Here is an 18,715-nt window from a genome sequence, read left to right as displayed (position 1 = left end):
CAAAACACGCTTTTTAGGAAGCGGGTGTTGCCTATTCTTATGAGCGGCTCTCTTTATCTTCCCTCCTCAGTGCCCTCTGCGACTCCGCGGTGAGATGCGAGTCATCACCGCTGAAGACAGTGGCTTGACCGACTCCCTGGCAGGATCTATAATGCATCTGAAATGGAACCACTCGGGGGTGACGATGGCTATCAACCTGTCCATCAAGAACGTGCCTGAGGAGTTGGTCGAGCGATTGCGGGAGCGGGCCAGGCGTCATCATCGTTCACTGCAAGGGGAGTTGCTGACCATCCTGGAGGAGGCGGCTCACCCTGGAGGAGGCTTATCGACGCGTCAGGGAACTGGGGCTTCAGACCGAGTCGGAGGCGGCCCGGATGATCCGGGAGGACCGGGATGCCCGCTAAGGTCGTGGATGCCTCCGTCCTGGGAGCCCTGCTCTTCGGAGAACCGAGAGCCGAGGAAGCTCTCTCCCTCCTCCAGGGATCCGATCTCTACGCCCCCTCACTCCTCGACTACGAGCTGATCCGCATCGCCCGTAAGAAGATACTGAAGTATCCCGAGCAAAAGGAAGAGCTTCTTAAGGCCGTGAGCCTTGGACTCCAACTCGATCTTCATCGGGTGGAGGTGGATCACGAGGCCGTTTTGCTTCTTTCCCTGCAGACGGGCCTGACCACATACGACGCCGCCTATCTCTACCTGGCGCGCTCCCTGGGGATCCCTCTCGTCACCTTCGACGAGCAGTTGCAGACGGCGCTTTAAAGGAGGAGTGATGATTGGGCCAATGCCCGGCAGGCTCGTTCCGCTCCTGCTGGCGCTGATCCTCCTGTGGGATGCCTGCATGCCGGCGCCGCCGGTGAGCGGCTCGTCCCCCGTCGTCGCCGCGCGCTCGGCCGGCCTCCTCGGGTCCACCTACTACGTCGCCCTCGACGGCGATGACGCGAACCCCGGTACGCTGACCCGGCCCTGGGCCACGCTGCAACACGCCGCCGACGTGCTCCAGCCCGGCGATACCGTCTACGTGCGCGGCGGCGTCTACCATCAACACGTCCGGCTGACCCGCTCCGGCGAGCCGGGCCGGCCCATCACCTACGCGGCCTACCCGGGCGAGACGGTCTGGCTAGACGGCCAGGGCATTGATTGGAAATATGCGTTCGACCTGGGCGACGGCGTGTCCCACATCACCATCGTCGGGCTGAACATGCGCCACTGGCACGACGAGGGCGGGGACGGCAGTTGCATCACCTCCTGGCGGGATAGCGACCACATCACGGTGCGGAACGCCGAGTTCTACGATTGCGGCTCCGGCGCGATCCAGTTCTACCAGGACAGCGACTACATTACCGTGGAGGACGTCTACATCCACGATAACACGTTGGTGGGCATGGATTGCGGGATCGGGCCGTGCAGGCACTGGGTCCTGCGCCGCGTGCGCGCCATGAACAACGGCTCGGGGGGCGGGGACACCGCCGCGGACGGCATCGCCATCGAGCGCGGCGACGACATCCTGGTGGAGGACTGCGAGGCGTCGGGCAACGCGGGCGACGGCTTCGACTTCAAGTCCACCGGCACCACCCTGCGCCGGGTGATCGCCCGGAACAACGCTCGCAACAACATCAAGCTATGGGGCGAGCGCAGCAGCCTGATCAACGGGCTGGCCGTGGACGCCGGCCTGACCAATCTGGTGCTCTCCGGCGGCGGCAGCTACACGATCACCAACAGCCTGATCGCCAACCGGCGGACGTACGGCTACCTGGCCGTGTTCGGCGAGGACGACTACGCCGCGGAGACCCCCGTCCGCCTGTACAACACCATCTTCTATAACGACAACCCGGTCATGGGCGGGACGACGGTCTTCTTCTCGTCCGGCGTCCGGCTCCAGGCCGACCACAACCTTTACTACAACCCCTATCGGGAGTCTGACGTCATCTGCGCCGACTTCCTGGGCGCGGGCACCTGCTTCAGCGGCGCCCAGATCAACGACGGCACCTGGTTCGCCCGATCCGGCCAGGGAGAGCACAGCGCCTACGCGGATCCGCTGTTCGTGAACGCGGCCGGCAAGGACTTCCATCTGACGGCCGACAGCCCCGCGGTGGACGCGGGGATCGCGGCCTGGGCGCCGCCCAGGGACCTGGACGGCCGCCCGCGGCCGGTGGGGAGCGCGCCGGATATCGGCCCGTATGAGTATCGGCCGCCCGAGATCCGGGCCTTCCTGCCGGTGATCCTGCGCGGCCCCGGGGGCTCCGCGTCGTCCGCCCTTTCCTTGGTGAACGATTTCCTGTATCAGCTCCAGAACCTGGACCTGGCCGCCATCGGTGCGACGGCCTATGATCTGGTCATCATGGACTACTCCGCGGATGGGACGGAGGCGGGCGAGTTCACGGCCGCGCAGATTGAGGTGCTGAAGCACAGCTCCGGCGGCGAGAAGATCGTGCTGGCCTACATGAGCATCGGCGAGGCGGAGGATTACCGCTTCTACTGGCAGGACGACTGGCGCCCGGGCAACCCGCCGTGGCTGGATGGGGAGAATCCCGACTGGCCGGGCAACTACAAGGTGCATTACTGGGACCCGGCCTGGCAGGCGATCATCTTTCAATATACGGATCGGTTGCTCGATGCTGGATTCGATGGCGCGTACCTGGACCTCATCGACGCGTACGAGTATTACGCCGATCGGGGTCGCACGTCGGCCGCCCGGGAGATGGTCGACTTCGTAGCCGCCATCGCCGCTCATGCCCGCCGGCGCGATCCCGATTTCTACATCTTCGTGCAGAACGCGCCCGAACTGGCGACGCGGGTGCCGGGATACCTGGACAGCGTGGACGGCATCGGCCAGGAGGACATCTATTACGGCTACGAGGGGGACGACCGGCCCACGCCGCCGGAGGTGACCGCGGAGTTGGAGCGGTATCTGGATGTGTTCAAGCGCGCCGGCAAGCTCGTGCTGACCATCGACTACGCCACCACGCCGGTGCACGTGGACGACGCCTACGCCAGATCGAGGGCCAAGGGGTACGTGCCCTTCGTCACCGTGCGCGATCTGGATCGGCTGATCATCCACCCGGGCCACGAGCCGGACTGACGAGTTCCGAGCGATCGATATCATAGCAGTAGGGCGGCTTTCCATAGCCGCCTCTGCCATACTGCCCTCCCTTGGTGCTTGTACAGACCGGGCTCTCATGCCCGGCCGGGTGGCAGCGTGGGAGCTGCCACTGCTTTCAAGGGGGAGGGCAGATATGGGAATCTGCCCTCCCCTGGCGCTTGTAGGATGTCAGCAGACCGGGCTCTCATGCCCGGCCGGGTGGCAGCGTGGGAGCTGCCGCTGCTTTCAAGGGTAGAGGGCAGATATGGAAATCTGCCCTCCCCTGGTGCTCCTATGCCCGGCCGGGTGACTGGTCATCCACCTGGGCCACGAGCCGGACTGACGAGTTCCGAGCGATCGATATCATAGCAGCCTGACGATTTCCGGGGGTGAGGGCAGATAGGGAAATCTGCCCTCACCTGGTGCTTGTGGGATGCCAACAGGCCGGGCCTCCACGTCCGGCCGGGTGGCAGCGTGGGAGCTGCCGCTGCTTTCAAAGGTAGAGGGCAGATATGGAAATCTGCCCTCCCTTGGTGTTGACGAGTTCCGAGCGATCGACATCATAGCAGTAGGGCGGCTTTCCATAGCCGCCTCTGCTGGCCGGGTGGCAGCGTGGGTGCTGCCGCTGCTTTCAATGGTAGAGGGCAGATATGGAAATCTGCCCTCCCTTGGTGCTTGTGGGATGTCAGCAGACCGGGCTCTCATGCCCGGCCTGTTGGCAGCGTGGGCGCTCCTGCCTCATTTCATCATCGATTGCCCACGCGAGCGCGGCCATGCTATAATGCCCCTCATCTGGGGAGGGGACCTCATGGCCGAACGCACCAACGAGGAGTGGCTGGCCGCCCTGCGCGGGCCTCAGCGTGACGAGGCCCTGGCGGATTTGCGGGCCATCCTTCTGCGCGGGCTGGGATACGCGCTGGCCGACCACGGCGTGCGCGAGGCCGACCTGGAGGACTTTGTGCAGGAGGCCCTCCTCAAGGTCCTGAGCGGTCTGGGTTCCTTCCGGGGGGAGAGCCGTTTCACCACCTGGGCGCAGAAGATCGCCGTGCGAGTGAGTTTCACGGAGCTGCGGCGCCGCCGATGGCGGGATCGCTCTCTGGACGCGATGGTGGAGAAGGCCGCCGGCGCCGGATTCGTCCCGCGCCTGTTGACCGACCCGGCCGTGGGGCCGGAGCAGCGGGCGGTGCAGAATTCGTTGCTGGAGATGCTCGGCCGCATGATCCGGGAGGAGCTGACCGAGCGGCAGCGGCTGGCCCTGGTCGCCGTGCGGATTCACGGGATGCCGCTGGAGGAGGTGGCGCGGCGGATGGGCACCAACCGCAACGCCCTGTACAAGCTTCTGCATGACGCCCGGCAGCGGCTGAAGCGCCGCATGATCGCCGAGGGGATGTCGCCGGAGGAGTTGCTGACGGCGTTTGGCCCGCCGGAGGGGTAAGAGCAGGACGCTTCGCGGCATCTGAATCGATGGGGGAGGAAGATGATTCGACGGTGGCTGCGCAAGGTTTTCCGCCGGGAGGATCCCGCGGGCGGGATGCCGATCGATCCCGAGACCCTCGGGCAGATGGTCCGGGGGATCCTGTCCACGCGCCCGGATGAGATCGGTTGCGACGAGTGTTTCGAGCAGTTGGATCGATTCGTGGAGTTGACCCTGGCCGGCAAGGACGCGGCCGAGGCGATGCCTTTAGTCCAGGATCATCTGAATCGCTGCCACGATTGCCGAGAGGAATTCGAGGCGCTTCTTCTTGCCCTGAAAGCCGTTGCCTGAGAGTGTGCCTGAAAAATGCCGTTGCTTCTGCTGTGGGGAGCCCTCCGGAAAAAGCCCTTCTTTTGCCTTCGACCTGCCTGGCCTCGGCCTGGATCCTTCGGGAAGGGCCGAGAAAGGCAGGTACAGGCCGGAAAAGTGGGATTTCCGTGGAGGGGAGGTTCCCTCCACACCTCCCCCTGTGGAGCCGGGGTTGAGGGAGACCCTCAGACATCTTGCCGGTAAATTTTCAGACATGCTCTGAGCGAGATGGGCGGAGGCTTCTCCTGGTTGTTTTCCTCTTGTGAGTATGCTCCCCTCATAATCGTGTGCCCTCACCTCTCTCATTCCCTGTTCTGTGAGTAAGAGTTCACCGGTTTGCCACGTCTATGCTCATGAGCGCTGGGATTGCAGCGCAAGGCGTTGTGTTTACGGATCTCCCGGGTGGAGGCTGAACGCGCGGCGGGATCTCCCGCCGTGATCGTGTGGGAGGGAAACTGATGCGACTGAGCATATCGATGGGCATCGTATTGTTCGCTTTGATTGTGGGGGCTTGCGCGCTGGTGCTTCCCACCGGAGATTCGGCCCCGGAGAGGAGTTCGCTGGCGATCCCCTCGACTTCTGACGAGGCGGATTTCTCCCCTGCTCCGGTGGAGTCATCGCCTGGAGCGGAGGAGCTCTTGTCCCCAGATGAGCCACCTCCGGCCGGCGCCGAGGAAGAGTTCACCACCGATTTCACGAGACATACCGTCTCATATCGGGAGATCCTGTCCGGAGGGCCGCCCAAAGACGGCATCCCGGCCATCGACGAGCCTCGATTCGTTGGTGTGGAGGAAGCCGATGCGTGGCTCGAACCCCGGGAGCCGGTGATCCTGCTCCAGGTGGGCGACGATGTGCGGGCCTATCCAATCCAGATCCTGATATGGCATGAGATCGTCAACGATCGAGTGGGGAACGTCCCTGTCGTGGTCACCTTCTGTCCGTTGTGCAATACAGCCATCGCCTTTGAGCGAATGGTTGGAGGACGGGCTCTGGATTTCGGCACCACGGGTCGGCTGCGCTTTAGCAATCTGATTATGTACGATCGACAGACGGAATCCTGGTGGCAACAGGCGTCGGGCGAGGCCGTAGCGGGCGACTTCGCCGGGCGTCGTCTGATGCCTCTGCCCGCCGCGATCGTCTCCTGGGCGGATTTCAAGACCGTCTACCCCGACGGCAAAGTGCTCTCTCGCGAGACCGGTTACCGGCGTTCTTACGGCCGCAATCCATATGTCGGCTACGATGATGTGGATCAATCGCCGTTCCTGTACGACGGGCCCGAGACGCCGGGTGTTTTGCCCGCCATGGCTCGTGTGGTGACCGTGGATCTGAACGGCGAGGCTGTGGCGTACCCTTATGACATCTTGCAGCGGGTTCATGTGGTGAACGATGTGGTGGGAGGCATCCCGATCGTCGTGTTCTGGGCTCCGGGCATCGCATCGCCGCTGGACGTGGGCGCTGTGGCGCAGGGGCGCGATGTCGGCACAGCAAATGTGTTCTCTCGGAAGCTGGAGGGCGAGGTGTTCACGTTCCGATACGACGGTCAGCGTGTCATTGATGATCAGACGAACAGCGAGTGGAATGTGCTGGGCAGGGCCGTTGGCGGCAAGCTGGCCGGGAAACAGCTAACTCCTGTTGTGAACATCAACCACTTCTGGTTCTCGTGGGCCGCGTTTCGGCCGGATACACGTGTCTATCGGCCATGATAGGTATGTGATGCGATGGAGGAGCCCATGCCCCTCTGGGGTGTGGGGGAGCATAATGAAAGCCGATGGCTCGAATGAAAGGAGAGGTGCGGAGGGGAAGCCCCTCCGCAGAAAATCTCTTTCTCTCGCCTCTTCCCTGCCTGGTTGGAGCTTTGGCCGATGGCCTCTGGCCCCACGGGGCAGGTGAGGGGCTGAAAATAGATTTCCTCGGAGAGGCGGTAGCCCCTCCGAGCCACCCCGGAGATGCGAAGTCACGCTTCCGTATCGCTTAACTTGATATCAATGGGATGCAGTGTCGCTACGTCCCTGCCGATCCCATGTCGGATTAGAGGACCGTTATCGTTCGATCGAGCGCTTGGAGTCGGTTTGTAGCCGATTGGGGAGACGCAAGAGGGGTCAATCCTGGCCGGATGGCGACGAGGACCCGGTGTCGGCCTCCTCCGCGCAATATGGGCAGTGTCGGGGGTCACGCAGTTCCTCCATCGCCCCTGTGCACACGGCGAAGACCTCGACCCGATCGAATAGCTTCCACTTGCGCACGACGGTGGCCTCCAACACCAGGTGGCGGCAGTTCGTCTCGCGGAGGATCCCCGGCACCGGGCATGTGTCGCATAGGCTCCGGCGCCACGGGCGGGAGTGCGGATTCCGGGTGATCAGCCGACATTCCTCTCGCTCCTGTCCCCGGAAGTAGTCGTAGTAATAGTAGCGGCAGTTCACCTGTCTCGCCATGAACCGCTTCCCTCCGCCGGCAACGGCCGATCCCGTCGCATCAGATCCTCGTATGATTCGCGTTCCCGAATGAGGTGAGCCCGTCCGTTGGCCAGCCACAGGACGGCCGGCCGTCGCGCCGCGTTGTAATTGGACGCCATGCTCAGCTGATACGCCCCCGCCACCGGGACGGCCAGCAGGTCTCCCGTCCGGGCGGGAGGCAGCCTGAGCTCCCGGATCAGGATGTCGCCGCTTTCGCAGTATGGCCCGGCCACCGCCACCGTTTCTGTAGCCTTCTCCTCCATTCGATTCGCCAGCAGCGCCGTGTAAGCCGCTCCGTACAGCGCGGGGCGAGGGTTGTCCGCCAGCCCGCCGTCCACCAGCACGTAGGTGCGTCCCGGCTGGCGCTTCACGCTGCCCACCCGATACAGCGCTATGCCGGCCCGGGCGACCAGGCTGCGCCCGGGCTCGATCACCAGCCGGGGAAGCGGCCATCCGCGCTCGCGGCATCCCGTGACCACCGCCTCCCCGATGGCGGCGATGTAGGCGTCTACGGAGGTGGGCGGGTCATCCGGCCGATAGGGTACGCCCCATCCACCCCCGGGGCTCAACTCCCGAAGTGTGAACCCCTCGTCCTCCAGGTCGGCGGCGAGGTCCAGGAGCGTGTGCACGGCGCGGGCGAAGGGCGTCGCATCGAGGATTTGGGAGCCCAAATGCGTGTGCAACCCTACCAGCCGCAGGTGAGGCGAGCGCAGGACGCGCCGGGCGGCCTCCCTCGCCATCCCACCCATCAATGGGATCCCGAACTTGGTATCCGCGCGGCCGGTGACGACGTAATCGTGGGTGTGAACGTCGATGCCCGGGGAGACGCGCAGCCAGACCTCCACCACGGTCCCCCGCGCCGCGGCCAGCCGCTCCAGGCGCTCGATCTCCCCCTCGTGATCCAGGACGATGCGCCCGACGTTCGCGTCCAGCGCTATCTCCAGCTCGGCGTCCGTCTTATAGTTGCCGTGGAAGTGGATGCGCTCCGGCGGGAAGCCCGCCCGCAGACCGATGGCCAGCTCCCCGCCCGAGACCACGTCCAGCCCCAGGCCGCGTGACGAGGCCCATTGGGCCATCGCCAGGCACCAGAAGGCCTTGGCCGCGTACGCGATCTCCCAGGGGCCCGGATAATGCCGACGGAGGGCCGACGCGTAGGCTTCCACCGCTGCCTCTAACGTGGCGGCATCGTAGACGTACAGCGGCGTGCCATACGTGTCGGCCAGCGCCGTCAGATCACAGCCCGCCACCCACAGCCGACCGTCGATCACCTGCGCCGTCATCGGCAGGATGTGTTGTAACGAGGAGAGGTTATTCATCATCTGCGTCTTGACCCTCGCCTGGTGCGTGGGAGGAGCGACGGAACGATCGGGTCGTCTGCACTGTGGTGTAGGCGGCCATGGCCAGCATGATCGCACCGATGATCGTCTGCTGGAAGGCTAATAGGATCAGGCCGATGGACCAGAGGATCCCGAACAGGCCGACGAACGCGAGGAGGATCGGGGCTGCCTCGTAGAATCGGCCCTCTCGCAGCATCTCGAGGATCTCCCCGAAGCTGATCTCGTAGCCGCCGGAGGCGCCTACGGCCTTGCCCCGGAAGGCTGTGCGTTCGATGAGGGTCTCGTCATCGATCTCCTCCGACATCAGCGTGGGGGCGGCCTGGTCGTCACGTTGCCACTTCGCCCGGCCGGCCATGATCCATACGAAGCCGATCACCAGGCACAGGCCCGAGAAGATGATCGCCGCGATGGAGGCGAGCTGGAATCCCGTCATGTTCCCCTCCTCCTGCTTACACGATGACGAATGCGATGCCGATCAGCGTCACGATCGCGCCGACGATGGCGTTCAGGCTGGGGATCTCGCGCAGCAACAGCACGCCCAAAAGGATGCCGCCGGTCACCTCCTGGGTGGCGATGAGATTTACATAAGTGGCATGGGTGCGTCGTAGGGCGGCGTTGTAAAGGGTGTGGCCGAAGCCCAGCGGGAAGATCCCCAGCGCGATGAGGGAGATGATCTGGCGCCCCCCGTAGCCGGAGGGCGTGAAGGTCAACGCCGCGGCCGGCAGCATCCAGAAGGCGGCCAGCCCGTACACCGCGCTCGCGTAGGTGAACAGCGGGTATTGGGTGCGTTGCGAGCGTCCGGCCACGGAGTATAGCCCAAACGTGATGGCCGAGCCCAGCGCGAGCAGGTCCCCGATAAACATGCGGCGGCTCATCTGGGGCTCAAACCCGACCAGGACGGCGACCCCCAGCACGACGATGATGACGCCCACCCACTTGCGCCGTGGGATCGGCTCGCGCAGGAACCAGGCCGAGGCGATGGTGACGAAGATGGGCGCCGTGTAGACCAGGGCCAACGAGTGCGCGATGGTGGTGAAGCTCAGGGAGGCGATATAGAACAGGAAATGGAGCGCGGTCACCAGGCCAAACGCCAGGAATCGGCGCCAATCCTCCCTGGGCAGCCTCAGCGATTGCCGGTTCAGGCGGGCCAGCCCGATCACAGCGCAGGCGGCCACGCCGAGGCGCCACGCGGTGATCTCGTAGGGGGAGAGCGGGGCCGCCCACCGGGTGAGCACGGGGCTTGTGGAGAAGAAGACCACAGCGAGGGCGCCCCAGAGGAGGCCGATTCGTTCGTCTTGTGTCATGGGCGTTTCTATCGGGAGGGCGAGCCCAAAAATTCGTCGCCTGTGGAAGATCGCACAGGCGACGAAAGATCATCTCGTACACCGCGTGAGCCCGCGCGGCGATCGGCCGCGTGGGGCGGACCAGCCTCTTCGATTACGGTGCCTGGACAATGGGCGTGGGGGTCGGCGTAGGTGGCGGCGGAGGTGGCGAACCCGTCAGCACGTACGCCAGGATCATGCTCAGCACCACCAGAAGGCTGATCCCCCAGAACACCCACTGTTGCCATCGACTCACCGCGCTTCGGCGGCGGCGCTTCGCCATTCGCAGCACTCCTATACGATGCTGGCGCGATTATAGCATAGGCCTACCCTCCGGGCAAAGCCTCCGGCCGTGTGTCATCGGATCTGTACTTGCTCCCTGTTTGCGGTCATGGTATCCTGTCGCCGCCTCGCCGGCCGCTGGCGATGGAGCGCCGGTGCCGGTCCACCTTGAACTCTCGTGCTGGAGAACTCCATGCGTGTGATGAGCCTGAACATCTGGAACTACAACGAGCCCTGGCCGCGACGCCGGGAGCTCATCGTCCAGGCGGTGCGCGCGGCGGCCCCCGACGTGGTGGCCTTTCAGGAGATCCGGAGCGATCCCGAACGGGATGAGCGGGACGATGATGGGCAGCGGCTGAACCAGGCGCAACAGATCGCCGCCCGGCTCCCCGAGTACCCGCACCTGGCCTTCCAGCCCGCCATGTATTACCCCACTGGAGCGTGGGAGGGGCTGGCCTTCCTGTCCCGGATCCCCTTCGCCGGCCGTGATTGGGTGTGCCTCTCCCGGGATTCGGATGATCCGGAGGATCGACACCAGCGGATCGTGCTGCACGCGCATTTCGAGTTGCCGGACGGCTTGTTCCACCTCTTCAATACCCATCTATCACTCAGCCGGGCGGCCCGGGTTTGCAACGTGCGGGAGGCCCTTTCCTATCTGAACCGGTTTTCCGGTCCTCGCCTGCTGGTGGGAGACCTGAACGAGCTGCCGGATCAGGCGCCCATGGCGATGCTGCGCGATGCCGGCTGGACAGATGTGTGGGCCGCGCTGAGGCCGCGCGAGCCCGGGTACACCTATCGATCCGATGGGCCGTGGCAGCGCATCGATTACGCCTGGGCCAGCCCGGAGCTTGTGCCCTACCTGAGAGCTATTGAGCCGGTGGCGGATCAGCCGGACCAGGACGGGGAGTTCCCGTCGGATCACATCGGGTTGGTGGTGACGATAGACGTCGGGCGGGGAGCGTAACACGTAACGCAATACGCGGTACGCAATACGCAACACGCAATACGTAACACCGCAATAATAGAGGTGACGAATGGGCAAACATCGTATCCGATTCACCGTGGAGAAACTGGAGCGCCTGCTGCGTGACGTGGAGGCGCGCATCTACCGGGAGCGCAGGCCGGTCACCGTGCGCATCAGCCCGGAGGATCTGCTGGATGGCGCCGCTGCCGATGCGTCGTCCTGGCCCATCATTGAGCACGGGCAAATGTGGGGCGGCTGGGATCAGTGGCGCTGGTTCCGGGCGGAGCTTCGCATCCCGGAGGAGTGGGCCGGGCAGCGGGTGGCTGCGCATGTTGCCCTCAGCCATCCGATGGCGCCCGTGCACTCCGAAGCCCTGGCCTATCTGAACGGCGTGGCCGTGCAGGGCATCGATCGCAATCACAAGGAGCTGTTGCTGGCCGAGTCGGCGCAGGGCGGAGAGCGATTCGATTTGGCTTTGCACGCCTGGTGTACCATGCATCGCTGGAACCCCACCTGGCCCTTCGAGCAGATCTTCCAGGGCGTCGAGTTGGTGACGGTGGACATGGCCACGCGGCGGTTTTATCACACGGCGGAGGCCGCGCTGCAGGCCGCCCGCGCCATGGACGAGAACGATTTCGCCCGCCACGCCATCCTCAACGCCCTGGACGACGCCTTCCAGCTCCTGGACTTCCGCGTCAACGGCGACTTCTACGGATCGGTGGCCGCCGCATGGGAGGCGCTGCAGGCCGGCCTCGCCCGATACGATCCGATGCCCGTCAAGATCGTGGCCACCGGCCACGCACACATCGACGTGGCCTGGCTGTGGACCCTGGAGCGGGTGCGGGAGAAGGCGGCGCACACCTTCGCCACCATGCTTCGCCTCATGGAGCAATACCCGGAGTTCCACTTCACCCAGTCGCAGCCCCAGCTCTATCAGTACGTCAAGGAGGACTACCCGCACCTGTACGAGCAGATCAAACAGCGGGTGGCGGAGGGACGTTGGGAGCTCATCGGCGGCATGTGGGTGGAGGCGGACTGCAACATCTCCGGCGCTGAGTCGCTGGCCCGACAGTTCCTCCTGGGCCGGCGCTTCTTCCAGCGGGAGTTCGGCCGGGAGGACAGCCCCGTCCTGTGGCTGCCCGACGTGTTCGGCTACGCCTGGGCGCTGCCCCAGCTCATCAAGCGGGCGGGCCTCGACTACTTCATGACCATCAAGATCGGCTGGAGCCAGTACAATCGCCTGCCCTATGACTCCTTCTGGTGGCAGGGCCTGGATGGCACCCGGGTGTTGACCCACTTCATCACCACGCCGGATCCCGGCGCCTACGCTTCCACCTACAATGCCATGATGACCGGCGAGCAGGCGATCGGCACCTGGGAGAATTACCAGCAGAAGGAGCACCACGACGAGCTGCTGACCGCCTATGGGTTCGGCGACGGCGGCGGCGGCCCCACCCTGGAGATGATCGAGCGGGCCCGCGCCCTGGCCGCCGTGCCCGGCACGCCGCAGGTGCGCCAGGGCAGCGTGGAGGAGTTCTTCCGCAGTTTGGAGCGCAACGCTCGGGACCTGCCCACGTGGAACGGGGAGCTGTATCTGGAATACCATCGGGGCACGCTGACCTCTCAGGCCCGCAATAAGCGATACAACCGCAAGTGCGAGGTGCTCATGCACCAGGCGGAGCTGGCCGCGGTGGGCGCCGCGCTGTTGGGCGCGACCTATCCGGCAGCGGACTTCACCGAGGCGTGGACCATCATCTGTCGCAATCAGTTCCACGACATCATCCCGGGCTCCTCCATCCACGAGGTGTACGAGGACAGCACCCGGGAGTACGAGCAGGTGTTATCCATCGGGCGGCTGGCGCTGCGCGAGGCGCTGGATCGCATCGCGGCGGCGACGAGCCTCTCCGCCGGGCGGCCGGGGCTGTTGGTTTACAACGCGCTGGGCTGGGATCGGCGGGGGATCATCGACGTGCCCGCGGATTGGGTGCCGGAGGGCAAGGCGGTGGCCGACGCGGAGACCGACGCGCTGGCGCCCATGCAGCGATCGGGCGACCGCATCCTCTTCCAGGCGCATGTCCCGGCCACCGGCTATCGCGTGTACAAGATCGTGGACGCGCCGCCGGAGGAGGGGGAGGCGTCGGCCCCGGCGGAGCCGCTGGTGCTGGAGAACACCCATCTCCGGGCGGAGTTCAACGAGAAGGGTGAGCTCGTCCGGCTGTTCGACAAGGACCACAACCGGGAGGTGCTGCCGGAGGGCGCCGTCGCCAACCAGTTCCAGGCCTTCCAGGACAAGCCGATGAACTGGCCCGCGTGGGATGTGGAGGTCTACTTCGATGACAAGATGTGGACGGTGGAGGAACCGGGTGAGATCGAGCGGATCGAGGCAGGGCCGCTGCGCCAGACGCTGCGCGTGCGGTTGAAGCTGCTGAACTCCGCCATCGAGCAGCGCATCTCGCTGGACGCCGATAGCCGCCGCCTGGAGTTCCACACCCGAGTGGACTGGCGGGAGAAGGACATTCTGCTCAAGGTCGCCTTCCCGGTGGATGTCCTCTCACCGCGAGCCACGTTCGACATCCAGTTCGGCAACGTGGAGCGACCGACCCATCGCAACACGTCGTGGGATTGGGCCCGCTTTGAGACGGCCGTGCACAAGTGGGCCGATCTGTCCGAGGGCGATTACGGCGTCTCCCTGTTGAACGATTGCAAGTACGGAAACGATGTACGGGACAACGTGCTGCGGCTGTCGCTGCTCCGCTCTCCCAACTTCCCCGATCCCCACGCGGACGAGGGGCAGCATGAGTTCACCTATGCCCTGTTCCCGCATTCCGGCGATTGGCGGAACGGCACGGTGCGCGCCGGCTACGAGCTGAACGATCCCCTGGTGGTCCGACCGTTCACCGGCCAGGGTGGGGAACTCCCCCTGGCCTACAGCCTGTTCCAGGTCGACGCGCCCAACGTCATCCTGGAGACGGTGAAGCAGGCCGAGGATGGGGACGGCGTGATCCTGCGCCTGTACGAGTGCTACCGTCAGCGCGGGCCGGTGACGCTGCGATGCAGCCGGCCGATCGAGGCCGCGTGGGAGACCGACCTCATCGAGCGGAACGAGGCGGAGCTGGACGTGGTTGACGGCCACGCCGTCACGTTGTATATCACGCCATATCAGATCCGGACGTTGCGGTTGCGCCTCGGGTGATGTCGGGGTAACGCCTGCGTTGCCTCGATCGCACGATGGGGGCACGCGACTGTGTGCCCTCATTAGGTATCAAGTTAAGCGATACGGAAGCGTGGCCCCGCATCTCTGGGGTGGCTCGGAGGGGCTTCCCCTGGGGCACGCGGCCGTGTGCCCCTGCGAACTGCAAAGAGCTGGGAGGTGATCCATGCCATCCATTCCTCCGTTCGGCCAGCCGGGCGTGTGGCTGAAGGGGAACCTGCACACGCATACGACGGCCTCCGATGGTCGCGTAAGCCCCGCCGAGGCCGTCGACTGGTTCGCCGGACAGGGCCACGATTTCCTGGCCATCACGGATCACAACCAGGTCACGCCGCCGGTGGATGGCTCGCCCATCACGCTGATCCCCGGCGTGGAGATCAGCGCTCAGCGCGGCGACGTCGGCTATCACGTGGTGGCCCTGGGGATCACGGAGATGCCGATCGCCGTCGGCGAGGACCCGCAGGCGGTCATCGACGCGGTCAACGCGGCCGGTGGGCTGGCCTTTATCGCCCACCCGTACTGGCACGATCATTCCCTGGAGGACCTGCGCCCGCTGCATGGGCACGTGGGCATCGAGATCTTCAACACCGGCTGTTGGCTGGAGATCCAGAAGGGGCACTCGCTGGTCCACTGGGATCTGTTGCTCCGACGCGGCCAGCGCATCTGGGGCCTCGCCGTGGACGATTGTCACTGGCGTTATCCGGATCACGGGAAGGGATGGGTGGTGGTGCGGACGGCTGAGAACGAGCCGAGGGCCATCCTGGACGCGCTGCGGGCGGGGGCCTTCTACGCCAGCATGGGGCCGGAGATCCATGATGTGACGCTGGACGGACGTGATGTGACCGTGCGGTGCTCGCCTGCCCGCTCGGTGTACGTGACCGGGGGCTACAACTATTGTCCCAACGCCGTGCATGCCTGGGATGGGAAGCCGATCACCGAGGTGACCGTGACGTTGCACCCGCGTCAGGAGTACTTCCGGATCGAGGTGGTTGACTTCGAAGGGCGATCGGCGTGGACGCAGCCGGTGTGGGCGCAGCAGAATGGGATGCCGGCGCCCTGATCGCCCGGCGAAAGCGGGCGGGGTGATCCTGCGGTGAGGATGGTGGGGCATGCGGACCTATTTGACGCATCTGGAATGCTCGTGGTGTGGGGCCAGCTATCACGCGGATCGGCTCTGGAACGTCTGCCCGGCCTGTGAACGGCCGTTGCTGGCCCGATACGATCTGGCGGCGGCCTGCGCCGGATTCCCGGTCGATGCGCTGCAGGATCGGCCGGCGACGCTGTGGCGGTACGCCGAGATGTTGCCGGTGCGGGATCCCGCCTACCAGCTGACCCTGGGGGAGGGGTTCACGCCCCTGTTGCGGCTGGAGCGGTTGGGGGCTGAGCTGGGATTGGCCAACCTGTATGCCAAGGATGAGAGCGCCAACCCGACCGCTTCCTTCAAGGCTCGGGGGCTGTGCCTGGCCGTCGCTCGCGCCGCCGAGTTGGGTGTCGAGGCCCTGGCCATCCCCAGCGCGGGGAACGCGGGCAGCGCCCTGGCCGCCTATGCCGCCCGCGCCGGATTGCCGGCTCACATCTTCCTGCCCAGTGATGCGCCTCCGCTTTTCGTGACGGAGATGCGAGCGCTAGGAGCCGAGGTCACGCTGGTGGACGGCCTGATCACCGACTGCGCCCGGTATGTGCGCGAGGGAGCTGCCGAAGGGCGCTGGTTCGATGTCTCAACCCTGCGTGAGCCGTATCGGGTGGAGGGAAAGAAGACGATGGGGTACGAGTTGGCCGAGCAGCTCGGCTGGACCCTGCCCGACGTGATCATCTATCCCACCGGCGGGGGGACCGGGATCGTCGGCATGTGGAAGGCGTTCCAGGAGATGGAGGCGCTGGGCTGGATCGGGCCGGAGCGCCCGCGCATGGTGAGCGTGCAGAGCGCCGGATGCGCCCCCATCGTGCGGGCCTTCGAGGCCGGGCGGGAGACGGCCGAACCCTGGCCTCATGCGGCGACCATCGCCGCCGGGCTGCGGGTCCCATCGGCCATCGGCGATTTCCTCATCCTGCGGGCGCTTCGGGAGAGCGACGGGACGGCCATCGCCGTCTCGGACGAGGAGATCCTGGATGCGTTGTGGGAGATCGGTCGCGTGGAGGGGCTGTTCGTCGCTCCGGAGGCCGCCGCCACCCTGGCCGCCCTCCGGCATCTGCTCGCTCAGGGATGGATCGCCCCCGATGAGCGGGTGGTACTTTTCCTGACCGGGAGCGGGCTGAAATACGCGCACCTGTTGCAGGGGGATCGCTAGAGCGGTTCCCCGGGCCATCTCATGAGCGGCTGGAAGCAGTAAGGCCCCCGACGGATCGGGGGCCTCGTCGCGTCTTCACGGTAGGCGCGCCCCAGAGGGAGGTATGGAGGAGAGTTCCCCCTGAGAGCGTATCTGAAAATTTACCGGCACGGTGTCTGAGGGTCTCCCTCAGCTACCAGCTCTACAGGGGGTGGTGTGGAGGGGATCTCCCCTCCACGGAAGCCTATTTTTTCCTGCCTGCACCTGCCTTTCTCGGCCCTTTCCGAAGGGCCCAGGCCGAGGCCAGGCAGGTTGAAGGCGGGAGAAAGGCTTTTTCCGGAGGGGCTCCGCCGCCCCTCCGGGCCTCCCCACGGCAGAAGCAATGGCATTTCTCAGAGACACTCTTAGGCGTGGTGTGGCGACGATCAGACTGCTATCTCGTGCATGAACCGGATATACGTCTCAATCCCCCGGAAGAAGTTGGGCAGGTGGAACTTCTCGTTGGGGGCGTGCAGGTTGTCGTCGGGCAGGCCGAAGCCCAACATCAGGCTGTCCACGTTCAACAGCTCCTTGATCATGCCCACCACGGGGACGCTGCCGCCCATCCGCGTGAAGAGCGGCGGCTTGCCCCACACGGCCTCCAGCGCCTGGCTGGCGACCCGGATGGCCTTGGAATCCCGCTCGACGATCGCCGGGAGACAGCTGGCTATGTACTCCAGCTCCCACGTGATCGTCGGAGGGGCGTTGGCCTCCAGGTAGGCCCTCAATCCCTCGTGGATCCGGTCCGGGTGCTGGTCGGGCACCAGCCGCATCGAGATCTTGGCCATCGCCTTCGAGGGCAGCACCGTCTTCGTGCCCTCGCCGATGAATCCGCTGAGCAGGCCGTTCACGTCCAGCGTCGGCCGCGCGGTCGCTCGCTCGGTGGCCGTGTATCCCTCCTCGCCGAACAGCGCCGGGGCGCCCGTCTGCTCCTGCCACCAGGCATCCGTCTGCGGCAGCTTCGCCAGATCGGCTCGCTCCTCCTCGCTCAGCGGACGCACATCGTCGTAGAAGCCGGGCAGCGTGATTCGGCCGCGCTCGTCCTTCATCCCGGCGATGAGTCGGCACAGCGCCTGGGCCGGGTTCTCCACCACGCCGCCGAAGGTGCCCGAATGCAGATCGCTGGCCGGGCCCTGGACGTGGATCTCGAAATAGGCCAGGCCGCGCAGCGCGTAGACGATGGAGGGGAGATCCGGGGCCAGGATGCCCGAGTCGCCGTTCAGGCACAGATCGCATGAGAGCAGACTTCGGTGCTCCTCGATGAAAGCCCCCAGGCTGGGCGACCCGATCTCCTCCTCGCCCTCGATCATGTACTTCACGTTGACTGGCAGCCCGGTCGTGCGGATCAGAGACTCGATGGCCTTGAGGTGGGCGACCACCTGTCCCTTCATGTCGGAGGCCCCGCGGGCGAAGATGTTATCCCCGCGCACCTGGGGATCGAAGGGATCGGTCTCCCATAGCTCCAGGGGGTCGGCGGGTTGCACGTCATAGTGCCCATAGAAGAGGATGGTGGGCGCGTCCGGGCCGGCTTTCAACCATTCGCCGTACACGACCGGGTGTCCCTTCGTGGGCATGACCTGGACGGCGTCGAAGCCGAGGTCCTGCAATTGGGCTGCGATCCACTCGGCTGCCCGTTGGATATCAGGTTTCCACTCGGGCAGGGCCGAGATCGACGGAATGCGCAGCAGGGCCTTCAGATCTTCCAGGAAGGCCTGCTCGTGTTCCCTGGCGTAGTTGATGGCAGCATCGAGTTCTGACATATGGCTTCTCCCTATCTCCGACTTTCCATTGACGGTTCGTTTCCCAAAAGCAGGGGGTCAGCACGCTGACCCCCATAGGCATCTAAGGGCGTGTCTGAAAATGTACCGGCAAGGTGTCTGAGGGGGGTTGTGTCGTCCTGATATAGGTTTACAAAGAAAGGGGGAGTTTGCTAACATAGTCGTATACTAACACGTCCACACCAAGGAGATCAGGATGA

15 protein-coding genes and 1 pseudogene are annotated in these 18,715 nt (G+C 65.2%); 10 read left to right on the top strand and 6 right to left on the bottom strand.

What is annotated here, in order from left to right:
- Positions 1 to 190: 190 nt before the first annotated feature.
- The 6 genes and pseudogenes from GXP39_14860 to GXP39_14835 all read left to right on the top strand — a co-directional run bounded on the left by GXP39_14860 (position 191) and on the right by GXP39_14835 (position 6,565).
- Positions 191 to 404 (top strand): annotated as a pseudogene (locus tag GXP39_14860) (Arc family DNA-binding protein).
- Positions 394 to 759 (top strand): type II toxin-antitoxin system VapC family toxin, encoded by a 366-nt coding sequence (locus tag GXP39_14855; protein NOZ29314.1) that lies wholly within the window; start codon positions 394 to 396, stop codon positions 757 to 759. The pseudogene GXP39_14860 and the gene GXP39_14855 overlap by 11 nt, the downstream one beginning before the upstream one ends.
- 10 nt (positions 760 to 769) lie before the next feature.
- Complete coding sequence (locus GXP39_14850) at positions 770 to 3,079, top strand: hypothetical protein (GenBank protein ID NOZ29313.1); 2,310 nt, start codon at positions 770 to 772, stop codon at positions 3,077 to 3,079.
- Between the two features lie 682 nt (positions 3,080 to 3,761).
- On the top strand, positions 3,762 to 4,514 hold the full coding sequence (locus GXP39_14845) for a sigma-70 family RNA polymerase sigma factor (GenBank protein ID NOZ29312.1): 753 nt from the start codon (positions 3,762 to 3,764) through the stop codon (positions 4,512 to 4,514).
- Positions 4,515 to 4,556: 42 nt separating this feature from the next.
- Positions 4,557 to 4,844, top strand: a complete 288-nt coding sequence (locus GXP39_14840; protein ID NOZ29311.1) for a hypothetical protein — start codon at positions 4,557 to 4,559, stop codon at positions 4,842 to 4,844.
- A 494-nt stretch (positions 4,845 to 5,338) separates the two neighbouring features.
- Complete coding sequence (locus GXP39_14835; GenBank protein ID NOZ29310.1) at positions 5,339 to 6,565, top strand: DUF3179 domain-containing protein; 1,227 nt, start codon at positions 5,339 to 5,341, stop codon at positions 6,563 to 6,565.
- Positions 6,566 to 6,961: 396 nt separating this feature from the next.
- Here GXP39_14835 and GXP39_14830 read toward each other — a convergent pair whose 3' ends face one another.
- The 5 genes from GXP39_14830 to GXP39_14810 all read right to left on the bottom strand — a co-directional run bounded on the left by GXP39_14830 (position 6,962) and on the right by GXP39_14810 (position 10,257).
- On the bottom strand, positions 6,962 to 7,294 hold the full coding sequence (locus tag GXP39_14830) for a hypothetical protein (GenBank protein ID NOZ29309.1): 333 nt from the start codon (positions 7,292 to 7,294) through the stop codon (positions 6,962 to 6,964).
- On the bottom strand, positions 7,279 to 8,631 hold the full coding sequence (gene lysA, locus GXP39_14825; protein NOZ29308.1) for a diaminopimelate decarboxylase: 1,353 nt from the start codon (positions 8,629 to 8,631) through the stop codon (positions 7,279 to 7,281). Before lysA ends, GXP39_14830 begins: the two co-directional genes overlap by 16 nt.
- Entirely contained in the window at positions 8,624 to 9,085 is a 462-nt protein-coding gene (locus tag GXP39_14820) for a hypothetical protein (protein NOZ29307.1), read from the bottom strand. Before GXP39_14820 ends, lysA begins: the two co-directional genes overlap by 8 nt.
- A 16-nt stretch (positions 9,086 to 9,101) precedes the next feature.
- Positions 9,102 to 9,956, bottom strand: coding sequence for a DMT family transporter (locus GXP39_14815; protein ID NOZ29306.1), 855 nt, complete (start codon positions 9,954 to 9,956; stop codon positions 9,102 to 9,104).
- A 133-nt stretch (positions 9,957 to 10,089) separates the two neighbouring features.
- Positions 10,090 to 10,257 (bottom strand): hypothetical protein, encoded by a 168-nt coding sequence (locus GXP39_14810; protein ID NOZ29305.1) that lies wholly within the window; start codon positions 10,255 to 10,257, stop codon positions 10,090 to 10,092.
- Positions 10,258 to 10,449: 192 nt separating this feature from the next.
- Here GXP39_14810 and GXP39_14805 point away from each other — a divergent pair, with 192 nt between their 5' ends.
- The 4 genes from GXP39_14805 to GXP39_14790 all read left to right on the top strand — a co-directional run bounded on the left by GXP39_14805 (position 10,450) and on the right by GXP39_14790 (position 16,719).
- Complete coding sequence (locus GXP39_14805) at positions 10,450 to 11,220, top strand: hypothetical protein (GenBank protein NOZ29304.1); 771 nt, start codon at positions 10,450 to 10,452, stop codon at positions 11,218 to 11,220.
- Between the two features lie 70 nt (positions 11,221 to 11,290).
- Entirely contained in the window at positions 11,291 to 14,413 is a 3,123-nt protein-coding gene (locus tag GXP39_14800; protein ID NOZ29303.1) for an alpha-mannosidase, read from the top strand.
- A gap of 184 nt (positions 14,414 to 14,597) precedes the next feature.
- A complete protein-coding gene (locus tag GXP39_14795) occupies positions 14,598 to 15,491 on the top strand; it encodes a CehA/McbA family metallohydrolase (protein NOZ29302.1) in 894 nt (297 codons plus the stop codon).
- Positions 15,492 to 15,540: 49 nt separating this feature from the next.
- On the top strand, positions 15,541 to 16,719 hold the full coding sequence (locus GXP39_14790) for a threonine synthase (protein ID NOZ29301.1): 1,179 nt from the start codon (positions 15,541 to 15,543) through the stop codon (positions 16,717 to 16,719).
- Positions 16,720 to 17,123: 404 nt separating this feature from the next.
- On the opposite strand, the gene GXP39_14785 is transcribed toward GXP39_14790, so the two are convergent.
- Positions 17,124 to 18,497, bottom strand: a complete 1,374-nt coding sequence (locus tag GXP39_14785) for a dipeptidase (GenBank protein ID NOZ29300.1) — start codon at positions 18,495 to 18,497, stop codon at positions 17,124 to 17,126.
- Positions 18,498 to 18,715: the final 218 nt, after the last annotated feature.

This window comes from Chloroflexota bacterium (assembly GCA_013152435.1).
GTDB lineage: Bacteria > Chloroflexota > Anaerolineae > DUEN01 > DUEN01 > DUEN01.
Note: the sequence above shows the minus strand (reverse complement) of the source record. Positions and strands in the feature narration are given on the sequence as shown.

Excerpts from the sequence above, each read along its gene's own strand:
- GXP39_14855 (NOZ29314.1), top strand. The coding sequence starts at position 394 with ATGCCCGCTAAGGTCGTGGATGCCTCCGTCCTGGGAGCCCTGCTCTTC.
- GXP39_14850 (NOZ29313.1), top strand. The coding sequence starts at position 770 with ATGATTGGGCCAATGCCCGGCAGGCTCGTTCCGCTCCTGCTGGCGCTG.
- GXP39_14845 (NOZ29312.1), top strand. The coding sequence starts at position 3,762 with ATGTCAGCAGACCGGGCTCTCATGCCCGGCCTGTTGGCAGCGTGGGCG.
- GXP39_14840 (NOZ29311.1), top strand. The coding sequence starts at position 4,557 with ATGATTCGACGGTGGCTGCGCAAGGTTTTCCGCCGGGAGGATCCCGCG.
- GXP39_14835 (NOZ29310.1), top strand. The coding sequence starts at position 5,339 with ATGGGCATCGTATTGTTCGCTTTGATTGTGGGGGCTTGCGCGCTGGTG.
- GXP39_14830 (NOZ29309.1), bottom strand. The coding sequence starts at position 7,294 with ATGGCGAGACAGGTGAACTGCCGCTACTATTACTACGACTACTTCCGG.
- lysA (NOZ29308.1), bottom strand. The coding sequence starts at position 8,631 with ATGAATAACCTCTCCTCGTTACAACACATCCTGCCGATGACGGCGCAG.
- GXP39_14820 (NOZ29307.1), bottom strand. The coding sequence starts at position 9,085 with ATGACGGGATTCCAGCTCGCCTCCATCGCGGCGATCATCTTCTCGGGC.
- GXP39_14815 (NOZ29306.1), bottom strand. The coding sequence starts at position 9,956 with ATGACACAAGACGAACGAATCGGCCTCCTCTGGGGCGCCCTCGCTGTG.
- GXP39_14810 (NOZ29305.1), bottom strand. The coding sequence starts at position 10,257 with ATGGCGAAGCGCCGCCGCCGAAGCGCGGTGAGTCGATGGCAACAGTGG.
- GXP39_14805 (NOZ29304.1), top strand. The coding sequence starts at position 10,450 with ATGCGTGTGATGAGCCTGAACATCTGGAACTACAACGAGCCCTGGCCG.
- GXP39_14800 (NOZ29303.1), top strand. The coding sequence starts at position 11,291 with ATGGGCAAACATCGTATCCGATTCACCGTGGAGAAACTGGAGCGCCTG.
- GXP39_14795 (NOZ29302.1), top strand. The coding sequence starts at position 14,598 with ATGCCATCCATTCCTCCGTTCGGCCAGCCGGGCGTGTGGCTGAAGGGG.
- GXP39_14790 (NOZ29301.1), top strand. The coding sequence starts at position 15,541 with ATGCGGACCTATTTGACGCATCTGGAATGCTCGTGGTGTGGGGCCAGC.
- GXP39_14785 (NOZ29300.1), bottom strand. The coding sequence starts at position 18,497 with ATGTCAGAACTCGATGCTGCCATCAACTACGCCAGGGAACACGAGCAG.